General features: G+C 73.0%; 2 protein-coding genes and 2 pseudogenes. All 4 read left to right on the top strand.

All coding sequences use genetic code 11. From position 1 onward, the window contains the following. Positions 1-253 (top strand): annotated as a pseudogene (locus tag ACTIFU_RS23530) (ribonuclease D); the annotation flags it as partial. A gap of 92 nt (positions 254-345) precedes the next feature. Continuing rightward, the gene (locus tag ACTIFU_RS23525) at positions 346-1371 is read left to right on the top strand and encodes an SPFH domain-containing protein (RefSeq protein WP_439580759.1); all 1026 of its coding nucleotides are present in this window, start codon (positions 346-348) and stop codon (positions 1369-1371) included. Next, positions 1356-1778: an NfeD family protein gene (locus ACTIFU_RS23520; protein WP_439580758.1), complete on the top strand. Its 423-nt coding sequence runs from the start codon at positions 1356-1358 to the stop codon at positions 1776-1778. The genes ACTIFU_RS23525 and ACTIFU_RS23520 overlap by 16 nt, the downstream gene beginning before the upstream one ends. A gap of 180 nt (positions 1779-1958) precedes the next feature. Then, positions 1959-2179 (top strand): annotated as a pseudogene (gene pgi, locus ACTIFU_RS23515) (glucose-6-phosphate isomerase); the annotation flags it as partial.

Raw genomic sequence — 2179 nt, 5'->3', positions numbered from 1 at the left:
CCGCGACCTGCTCGGCGTCGAGCTCTCCAAGCAGCACCAATCGTCGGACTGGGGTGCGGTCGAGCTCTCGCCCGATCAGCTCGCCTACGCCGCCTCCGACGTGCTGCATCTGCACGCGCTGAAGGCGCGGCTCGAGGGGTTGCTCGCGCGCGAGGGTCGGCTCGATCTCGCCGAGGCGTGCTTCCGCTTCCTGCCGGCGCGCGCCGCCCTCGACCTGCTCGGCTACGAGGACCCCGACCTGTTCGCGCATTGACCGCGCGCCGGGCGGCGGGCCGTCCGCCTTTGCTTCCCCGTTAACCGATTCCGCGCTATGGCGGTGCCGGACGCGCAACGGACCGACCGCGCATGGACCCTGGCACGCTCACCCTGCCCACCCTCGGCACGATCGTCCTGATCGCGCTGATCCTGCTCGGCATCGTCACGGCGATGAAGGGCATCCGCCAGGTGCCGCAGGGCGAGGTCTGGACGGTGGAGCGGTTCCGCGCCTTCACGCGGCTGCTGAATCCGGGGATCAACTTCATCATCCCCTATATCGACACGATCGGCCGGCGCGTGAACGTCCAGGAGGTCGTGCTCGACATCCCCGAGCAGGCGGTGATCACGCGCGACAACGCCACCGTCAGTGTGGACGGCATCGTCTACTACCGCGTCATGGATGCGGCCAAGGCGGCCTATGCGGTGCAGGAGCTGATGCAGGCGCTCGCGGCGCTGTCGATGACCAACATCCGCGCCGTCATCGGCGAGATGGATCTCGACGGCACGCTGTCGGGACGCGAGCGGATCAATTCGCAGCTCCTCTCGATCCTCGACGGCGCCACCGATCCCTGGGGGGTGAAGGTGTCACGCGTCGAGATCCGCAAGATCGAGCCGCCCGAGAACCTGATCCGCGCGATGAACCTGCAGATGACGGCCGAGCGCGAACGCCGCGCCACCGTCGCCAAGGCGGAAGGCGAGCGCGAGGCCGAGGTGAAGCGCGCCGAGGGCGCGAAGCAGGCCCAGATCCTCGAGGCCGAGGGGCGGCTTGAGGCGGCGATGCGCGATGCCGAGGCGCGCGAGCGTCTGGCGCTGGCCGAGGCGAACGCGACGCGCCTGGTTGCCGAGGCGGCGGCCGGTGCGGGGATGGACGCGCTCCGCTACTTCATCAGCGAGAAGTACGTCCGCGCCTTCGAGCGGCTGGCCGAGGCGCCGAACCAGAAGCTCGTGCTGGTGCCGATGGAGAGCGCCGGGCTCGCCGGCGGCATCGTCTCGGCGCTCGAGATCCTGCGCGGCCCGCCGGAGGGTGGCGCGCCTGGCGCGGCGGGAGCCCTGCGGCCGCGCCCGCCCGCGCCGCCTTCGGCGCCCGGTCCGGGGAACCCATGGACGACGGGCTGATCTGGATCCTGGTCGGTCTCGTCCTGCTGATGGCCGAGATCGTCGTTCCAGGTGTGTTCCTGCTCTGGATCGGGCTGGCCGCGCTCGGCACTGGGCTCGTCACGGTCGCCTTCGCGCCTGGCTTCGCCACCAAGGTGGTGGTGTTCCTCCTCCTGCTCGCCGCCGGGATCGCCACCGCGCTCGCCCTGCGCCGGCGCCAGCGTCCGACCGTGCGCGTCAACACCCCGGATGCCGGGCTGGTCGGGCGGGTGGGCACGGTGACCGGGCGCGCCGCTGCGGGTGCGAGGGTGCGGGTGGGCGATTCCGATTGGGCCGCGCGCATCGCCGGCGAGGCCGAGGTGGGCGACACGGTGCGCGTCGATGGCGTCGACGGCACGGTGCTGGTGGTGAGCCGCGTGGCCCGCTAGCGGCCGGGTCCGCAGGGGCTTGCGGCGCGCGCCGGACCTGCGCCACGCCCTCCTCGGCCGCGCCGGAGAGCCCGCGCTTGCGCCTGCCCCGTGGTGCGGCGTCGGGGGTGGACCGGCCGCGTCGGCCGATGCGGACACGCGGTTGACCCACCCCCACCCGCGCGCCGACCATCCAAGCCGATGAGCGACTCCGCACCCATCACCCGCACCGCCCCCTGGGCCCGGCTCGCCACGCGCGCCGCCGACCCGGAAGCGAGCGCGATCCGCGCCCGCGTCGCCGCCGATCCCAACCGCTTCGCCCGGTTCTCGCGTGCAGGCGCCGGCCTGCTGCTCGACCTCTCGCGCACCGCGCTCGACGACGCGCTGCTCGACAGCCTGCTCGCGCTCGCCAACGCCGCCGA

Origin of the sequence: Elioraea sp., assembly GCF_051860475.1 — a bacterium.
In the GTDB taxonomy this organism is placed as follows: domain Bacteria; phylum Pseudomonadota; class Alphaproteobacteria; order Acetobacterales; family Acetobacteraceae; genus Elioraea.
Note: the sequence above shows the minus strand (reverse complement) of the source record. Positions and strands in the feature narration are given on the sequence as shown.

Bases quoted from the DNA above. Each gene is read 5' to 3' on its own strand.
- ACTIFU_RS23520 (WP_439580758.1), top strand. From the start codon at position 1,356: ATGGACGACGGGCTGATCTGGATCCTGGTCGGTCTCGTCCTGCTGATG.
- ACTIFU_RS23525 (WP_439580759.1), top strand. From the start codon at position 346: ATGGACCCTGGCACGCTCACCCTGCCCACCCTCGGCACGATCGTCCTG.